Annotated in this window: 6 protein-coding genes and 3 pseudogenes; 5 read left to right on the top strand and 4 right to left on the bottom strand. The window is 36.9% G+C overall.

The genetic code is table 11. The features are described from left to right. The first annotated feature begins 342 nt into the window (after window positions 1-342). Both PN497_RS20360 and PN497_RS20355 read left to right on the top strand, forming a co-directional pair. Entirely contained in the window at window positions 343-1209 is an 867-nt protein-coding gene (locus PN497_RS20360; RefSeq protein WP_096572941.1) for a hypothetical protein, read from the top strand. Window positions 1210-1687: 478 nt separating this feature from the next. Further along, window positions 1688-1987 (top strand): annotated as a pseudogene (locus tag PN497_RS20355) (transposase); the annotation flags it as partial. Here the strand turns inward: PN497_RS20355 and PN497_RS20350 are convergent. The 4 genes and pseudogenes from PN497_RS20350 to PN497_RS20335 form a co-directional block, all read right to left on the bottom strand. Next, window positions 1978-2613, bottom strand: a pseudogene (locus tag PN497_RS20350) (transposase); the annotation flags it as partial. The pseudogenes PN497_RS20355 and PN497_RS20350 sit on opposite strands and share 10 nt — an antisense overlap. A gap of 166 nt (window positions 2614-2779) precedes the next feature. Then, the gene (locus tag PN497_RS20345; RefSeq protein ID WP_162501970.1) at window positions 2780-2920 is read right to left on the bottom strand and encodes a hypothetical protein; all 141 of its coding nucleotides are present in this window, start codon (window positions 2918-2920) and stop codon (window positions 2780-2782) included. Window positions 2921-3092: 172 nt separating this feature from the next. Further along, on the bottom strand, window positions 3093-5129 hold the full coding sequence (locus tag PN497_RS20340; protein ID WP_096572939.1) for an NACHT domain-containing protein: 2037 nt from the start codon (window positions 5127-5129) through the stop codon (window positions 3093-3095). Window positions 5130-5227: 98 nt separating this feature from the next. Next, on the bottom strand, window positions 5228-5881 hold the full coding sequence (locus tag PN497_RS20335) for a hypothetical protein (RefSeq protein ID WP_236104193.1): 654 nt from the start codon (window positions 5879-5881) through the stop codon (window positions 5228-5230). A 50-nt stretch (window positions 5882-5931) separates the two neighbouring features. On the opposite strand from PN497_RS20335, the gene PN497_RS20330 reads away from it, so the two are divergent. The 3 genes and pseudogenes from PN497_RS20330 to PN497_RS20320 all read left to right on the top strand — a co-directional run bounded on the left by PN497_RS20330 (window position 5932) and on the right by PN497_RS20320 (window position 7083). After that, window positions 5932-6072 (top strand): hypothetical protein, encoded by a 141-nt coding sequence (locus tag PN497_RS20330; RefSeq protein ID WP_162501971.1) that lies wholly within the window; start codon window positions 5932-5934, stop codon window positions 6070-6072. 122 nt (window positions 6073-6194) lie between these two features. Beyond that, window positions 6195-6413: pseudogene (locus PN497_RS20325) on the top strand (ISH3 family transposase); the annotation flags it as partial. A 172-nt stretch (window positions 6414-6585) separates the two neighbouring features. Beyond that, window positions 6586-7083 (top strand): hypothetical protein, encoded by a 498-nt coding sequence (locus tag PN497_RS20320; protein WP_096572938.1) that lies wholly within the window; start codon window positions 6586-6588, stop codon window positions 7081-7083. Window positions 7084-7297 lie beyond the last annotated feature (214 nt).

Here is a 7297-nt window from a genome sequence, read left to right as displayed (position 1 = left end):
TGAACGAAAATCCGTCGTTTCAGGCTTTTGTCGATTAACTTCCGATCAATAGCGATCACTCAAAAATCATTAAAAAATCACGTTAAAAAGCCTGAAATCCGTACCTCATATTTGGTTGATCCTGTCAATGCGTAAGTCCTATATTGGTAAAATGAAGCAGGGTTTCATAGTGTATAAGTATTTTTAATATATACGGTTGCTTGCATCTGTGTTTTAAGTTACTACCTACTGCACAATACTTAGTGATCGCTCTTCGGAGAAAAACTTTTTGTCTTACTGATTGAATAGAAACCGTATAATTTAGCTGTATAATGTAACAAAAAAAATTGAGACGTATATAAAATGAAAAAAACTATTGCAGGTCTAACAACTTTTATACTGTTGAATACTTTTTTTTTGCAACCGCATACAATTGCAAATACAAATAAATTGAGTTTGCAAGATAAAAGTAAGAAACCTAGTAAAACAAAGTATTTAACTGTACCTTACAATGAGTCTATACGGATAACTCCAGACTTTTTAGGACATGACTTAAAAGCAATTATAGATGTGTTAACAAAAAGAAAAGAATTTTTTAAAAAAGGTGAATTTGAAACTACACAGGAATTTAACGAAAGAATCAATAGGGAACAAATTAAACCAATACTTGGAACGGTAAGTCTTGACAGTAAATTAGCTTTTGTTGCTCAAAAATATAGGAGGTTTTTATTAGACGTTAAAACCTCCTATGATGCTGATTCAAATTTGTTTAGCATAGAGATTCCATCAAGTTATGAAGGTTTTATATCGGAGGCGATAATCAACGGCGGTGATCGATTAATAGGTTACGAAAAGGGTTATAGCTTAGATTCTCAAATTGTTGATCTTGGTACGTATAAAGGTTCAAATGCTTATGGAGCTACAGTAGAGGTAGAAAAAATCGGTTATATAACCTGGGTTTTATTTCCTGGTAGAGTTATTGAAAAGCAGAATATTCAGCTAACAATGAATCGAGACGCAGCGATAAATTTAAAAGATAATATGGGCGTAATGTTTATCTGTAAAATAATAAAGTCAGACCCCATAGACGAACAATCACGGTTAAGTAAACCAACTTTTCAAGACCCAAAAGAAATCCTTTTTCTTGAATATAGGCTAAGAGTTGAAATAATGGAAATAAAGATATTCAATAAAAGGACTGGTAGCGTATATCACACAATAAAATTATGATGAATGTAAGGGGGGTAAAGACAAGATACGCGCAAAATTTATTACGATGTAAACTTTTGTAAAGTAGCCATGTATTTTATGTCTTTCCAACATTCAAACATTGCCTAGTTTGGCTCAAACTAGGCAATGTTATGAGCGCAATTCAGCGGAATAATAATGGTTTTAGCTTTTCTTGATAAGAGTCTTCAACTTTTGTTTTCGGTAATGTTTAAGCTGTTACACAGCTAAATTGTAGAATCCTAATATTCTGAACTCTTGTGGAACAAGCATCTTGCCTGTTCCACTTATACAAATTAAATGCACAACAGCTTAGCAAGATCGGATAAATAAGTGTGAAGCTTTCACCAGACTAAAAGCCTTACTCAGTATACTTTTTTCTTATATAGGGGTTGCTGAATAAACGCAAAACCTAGATAAATCAAGAGTTTAGGGGCATAAAAGAGGAACAAAGTGCAAGGAAAAGGGGTAAAATAGGTAAAAATCCTTAGAACAAATAAGAGAGAATCCCTATCTGCAATACTTTATAGGAATGTCAGCCTATAGTAATCATTCCCCATTTGACCCATCAATGCTAGTTCATTTTCGAGAAAGAATAGATATGAACTTAGTCAACAGATTGAATCAAGAAATAGTCAAAAAAGTGTTAGAAAGTCAAGAAGAGGTAGAAGTAAAAACAAAAAAGTCAGGGGAAGAGGATTCAAAAAATGAGGTGAAGAATCGAGGGAAATTAATATTAGATGCTAGTTGTGCGCCAGAAGACATCAGTTATCCCACAGATACTAAGTAAGTAATGGGAATCAAATTAGCCATTAACTTGAATAGCTCATTAATCATCTTCTTAATTCTTAGTAATTCAGATGTGAAAACCACCTCTTTTTTGTTTTTATTCTTACTCCCTTTTGGTCGTCCTCTTCCCCGTTTTTCTTGAGATTTTATTTCTGAGTTTGGTGAGCCACTACTTTTTTCTATATCACTTTTTATCACCTGTTCTATCTGAATCGGATATGAGTGCCTTTGTTTGACACTTACTAACGATAATGTAAAGAAAGATAACCCCGATATCGGTTTACTCATTAGACTGGAAAAGAACCTATCTAATCCATGTGTTTTTTTCCCAGCTTTGCTTATTACTACCTCATCTCCAGCCAACAAATAAACATCATTTGGACAAAACAAATGCCGACGAAAAAATACCCAGAATACTGTTGCCCAGGGTATGACTGTCGCAAAGAATCTCATCACTGTCCGATAACTACCACCAGTTCCTGCCCAACGCGATATTCCCAACATTGTCACTCGTCCGCTCATTGCTAACATCGCCATGATGATCCGGCTCAACTGACGTATTGTTGTCACTTTTATTTCTGGTAGGAGGCATTGCAAGAGTGTTAAGATATCAAACATGGGCTGTGTGTGGCTTTCGAGTTATCGTTGTGGAAGACTATAACTCTACTACATCAGCCCTCTTTTTATACTCTTTTTTTGGCTAAGGTATTGAGTATATCAGACAATTTCACTTGTGGGTTGCAGATTGCATCTTGAATATTTTTAAATAGGCTCATTATTTTTATCAGTTTAGCTGTTTTTCACCAGATGCGATTACATTAGTCTCCATTGTTTGCTGGTTGTTGTCGCCTTGCGCCGCTTGCATACCACCGTACACATTACCGCCGCTTACATTTTGGGAAATTCCACCAGGATTATTAGTCATTATATTTACCTTTTCTATTTAGAAGCTTGAATAAAAATTGAGTATAGCTCACGAAGACAAATCCAGTGATGGTATCAGCTACATCCAAGCGCAGATTTTCATGGCTCAAGCCTTCGATAAATTTGAAGGCGACGGGATTGGCGATCGCCTTGTGTGAGTTGGTAGTATCTGCTTAATTCCGTTTGCACTCTGTTTGAGCGAAGTGGTCTTGCAGCAGTTTGTGGATGAAGCGGTAGCGACCACCAACACGCTGAAGAAATAATCGCTCAGTGCAGTAGTCGAGGAATCGGGCGTAGTTCCAGGGGATGTAGCCGTTGAAGTAGAGGACGAGGCGTAGGGTAAAATGCTGCATACCACCTTGACCACCACTTGCTGAACCACACCCGCATACTGATGCAGCCAGTAAACAAACTACAAGACTAGTGAACTTAGGTTGAGTAAAGATGTTGCTGAGAGTTTGCGAAGCTAAACCCTGTATCAGAACAAAAATGAGTAGGATGCTTAGGGTAATTACAGCCGAGTTCTTTGCAGACTCCAAAATTCCTTGGTTTGGTTTTGTTCGAGTTTGGATATCAGCTTTTAACCCATTAATTAGTCCAATAATCACACCACTAATTAAGCCAAAAAACGCCCCGGCAATCAAACCTCTGCCACTCAGCCTTAAAAAAAATTCACCAATTAATGCACCAATCAATCCAAAACTAAGTCCAGTAAGTAGTCCATAGATTATGTTTTTAAATAAATTTTTACCTAGTTTATCAGTAAAATTAAAACGAAATGATTCAACAGGTCTAATTTCCTTAAACCCACCAATTAGTCCGCCAATGAGCCCAAAGGTTAGACCAACATTTAGTTCACCAAATGTCCCAAAAATCATTCCAACTATCAAGGCACTAAGCATCCCAAAAGATATTCTATAAGTCCATTTTTGTCTATTATTTATCAACCAAGACAATTGCATTTTTTCAATCAAAAATTCAGTTTTGGATTCTTTTTGTAACTGCTGTGACAAAAACAGTAACCACCGTCGTGTTTGCTTTTCACTCGGAGGTTTTTTCTTTCCATAAGAACGGCTTTTAAATCCCTGAGACTCCATTTGTGGAGTCACAATATCTCGTCTTATTGCCGTTTCCCAGTAAGTACCAAAAAGGTATTCCAGTCGTGTTTGAGTTGATGTAAGTGTTTTCCACTCTTGAAGAGATAAAGCTTTATGCAATGAGATAAATCCTAAAATTGATAAAAATAGAGATGTTCTCAGCAACTTTAATAGCTCTGTATCAACTTGTATTATTCTCCATAATTCTAGTTGGTTTAGCCTTGTTAAATATGCCTGAATTTGTTTATCTGTAAGTGGTTGTAGAAAAATTGCTCCATTTAATTGCAGATTGATTTTATAATTTGTGTATTCTTCCGAGCGACTACAAACCACTAAATACTGCGATCTCCATTCACTTTGCAAAAATTTATTAATATTATTGACACAAGCTTCCTGACGTGCTGACTCTAGTTCATCCAACCCATCCAACATTGGTAACAACTTGGCATCATCCAACCACTTTGCACCAATATCCTGACGCACTACATATTTCGACTTTAATTCCAGCACCAACCAATCCCGCATCGACTGCTTATCATACTTCCAAGCCGAGAGGTTAAACAATACTGGAATTGGATAATCAGCATCTTGTTCTGCCCGTGCAATTAAAGCTTTCGCTAAATCTAGCATTGTAGTAGTTTTCCCAGCACCAGGATTTCCCAGAATTAGCAACTTACCTGCAATTTCTTGGGAGTCAAAAATTTCCAAAATTGTTGTGGTATCTGGGAGAGGTTCAGCAGGCTTTAGTCCAATTTTTATCTCAGCATCCCAAGGTCTTTTTACTTGTTGAGGTTGTGATTCTTTCCCCAAATTAATCAGCACAGCATTGTGTAGAGATTGCCTTAACCGGGAAGTCACTTCTTCCTTAACTGAGGCTAATAGTATCCGCTCGTTCTTTGGTCGATCAGGGTTGCCTACTGGGGTTGTTGTCTGCTGCCCAAAGAAAAAATTTAAGGTATTACCTAGCCAGTTATTGTTCCCCTGATTTTGGATATTATCATTACCTATTGCAGCCTGCTGTCCACCACCGAACGTTGAATTATTAACCTCCTGTCCTATACCAGTTTCAGGCAAAGATGCTTGATTATCGTCAGGAGACTTCGGCTGATCCATAGTTAAAATTTGATAGCAATAAATAAAATGCTTTTTCACACCAAACCAATTTTGGATTGTTCTAAATTGATCTAGTGTTCCTAATTCAAGTTAATAATTTATTGATTGTTTTTATTCCAATCATCTAAAGCAGCAATGACAAAGCTGGCTGCGGGATGACTGAGGGCTTGTTCTAGAGCCGCCGTACCACCAGCCCTCAACGCACTGATTGTTTTCTGCATTAAAGTTGGGTTATTTTCGATGCGTTGTGTGGCTTCTGCTGCCAGTGCCATTTTTCCTGACATTGTTTCAGTAGGATAAGACTGGCTTAACTGCTCTAGCAATGCCTGAATTTCTGCTGTGGCTTCTGCAAGGTTTTGTTTTTGTTCTGATGAAGAATAAGTGGTTGATGTTTGCACGTTATTATTACCCTGTGCTGCTTGCATCCCACCATACACATTACCACCACTTACATTTTGGGAAATTCCACCAGGATTATTAGTCATTGTATTTACCTTTTCTATTTGGGTGTTTGAATAAAAACTAGGACGCTCAAGTGCCTTCATTACCATATTCTCTAATCTGCGGATTTGATTATCTTTTTCTGCTAAAAGTAATTTAATTTCTCTGTCCGGCAAGGCTTTTATCTCATTGTAAGTGTCAAAATATTCTGCACTCAGTTCAGACTTATCAGCCTTTGCTGCGGTCTTAGCACATTCGTGACAAGTTAAGGAAAAGGGAAGATTGTCAAGGGTAGTATTAACAGAGATCAAAAGAGTGGGAAACTCAATCTAGACAAGTGATTGAGGAATTTAGTCTAGCCATGACCAGCAGTAAAAAAAGCAACAGAGACCATGCCAAAAAGAAACAGCGACCAATGGTGGAAGATGAAGTAATAGCAGAGCAATTGGAAAGATTACTGACCAGTAAACCAAAAAGTTTTTCTCCGAAGAGCGATCGCTAATGGTTATCTACGTACACGCTGTCAGATAAAGTACATAAAATATAAATAATGCTTATAGTGCTATCAGGGTTATCCAAAGATGAGATAATGAAAGTAGTGTGTCACATATTGGTTGAAATTAATTGATTTTTCCATCAGAACATTTGGCTTTAACGGATTCGGAAACCCTGGAAGAAGTTATTGAATGTTTAGCAGAGAACTTCTCAATTAAAACTCAAGGTGGATTTGACCAACAAACGTTATTTGAAATTTTAGTAAAAGCAGCAAGTAGTGGGGATAGCATTGAGAACACAGCGAAAAAGTTAAAAAATGTACCGACAGCAAATGATGTTAGATACCACTAAATTATGTATACAAATTCATCGTATCAGATATAGAGACGATTTTACATTGAAGTTATGTGTTGTTACTAGACAAAACTTCCCACGAAAGATTATTATAAAATCTGAATGCAACATAAGTGATGTTATGCAAGAAGTCTAAGAATTGTAGAAATACCAAAAGGGTGTAATTATGGCAAGAAAGTCCAGAGATTTTAAGGAGTTGATGCAAGAAAAACAAAGTTCTCAGAAGAGACGAAAACATCTGGAAGCACTCAGAACTAAAATGACAGAGGGCGTTTTTGGAGAACTAGCAGCAAATATGCTTATAGAACCCAAGGGTGCAATCAAAATGTCGGAAGTTATGAAAGATTTTATAGCACCCTATATGGATTCCATAGACAATTTAAAAGAATTAAAGGCTTTTTTTAGTTTGGCTGCCATTGCTTGGAATGCGGCAGTGTTACCTGAATCAGATAAAAAAGAAGTTCTTGATGCTTTTTTACAACAGCAGTTACTTGTATATGATCCAGAAACCCAACGGGAAACCAGAGAAATTATTGCGGAATTAATTGCTAGAAAACGCCAGCATTTTTCACATATTAAACGACTGATTATGGATTTTGATGTGACACAATCTGGACAAAGATATGATATTTCTGTGGCTTCAACTTTGTTGGAAACCGAGTGACAGAAGGCGTTAACCCCCGGATTTCTCACAAAGAAAAAGAAAAAAATGGTCAAAAACTGAGAAAATGTATATGTAACCCAAGTTGCTAGTTATGAGGAAGAGCGATAGCTACGCTGCACTTCGTGAACGCCAGGGGGGAATTTGTGAAGTCAGTGGGTCAATAAAGTAATAAAATCCCCTCCAGTCAGAAAAAAGGAGGGGAGTATGTTAAAAG

Source organism: Sphaerospermopsis kisseleviana CS-549 (assembly GCF_028329225.1).
GTDB classification, from domain to species: domain Bacteria; phylum Cyanobacteriota; class Cyanobacteriia; order Cyanobacteriales; family Nostocaceae; genus Sphaerospermopsis; species Sphaerospermopsis kisseleviana.
The sequence above is the reverse complement of the archived record's forward strand: the minus strand, read 5'-3'. Positions and strand labels throughout refer to the sequence as shown.

Excerpts from the sequence above, each read along its gene's own strand:
- PN497_RS20360 (WP_096572941.1), top strand. The coding sequence starts at position 343 with ATGAAAAAAACTATTGCAGGTCTAACAACTTTTATACTGTTGAATACT.
- PN497_RS20345 (WP_162501970.1), bottom strand. The coding sequence starts at position 2,920 with ATGACTAATAATCCTGGTGGAATTTCCCAAAATGTAAGCGGCGGTAAT.
- PN497_RS20340 (WP_096572939.1), bottom strand. The coding sequence starts at position 5,129 with ATGGATCAGCCGAAGTCTCCTGACGATAATCAAGCATCTTTGCCTGAA.
- PN497_RS20330 (WP_162501971.1), top strand. The coding sequence starts at position 5,932 with ATGACCAGCAGTAAAAAAAGCAACAGAGACCATGCCAAAAAGAAACAG.
- PN497_RS20320 (WP_096572938.1), top strand. The coding sequence starts at position 6,586 with ATGGCAAGAAAGTCCAGAGATTTTAAGGAGTTGATGCAAGAAAAACAA.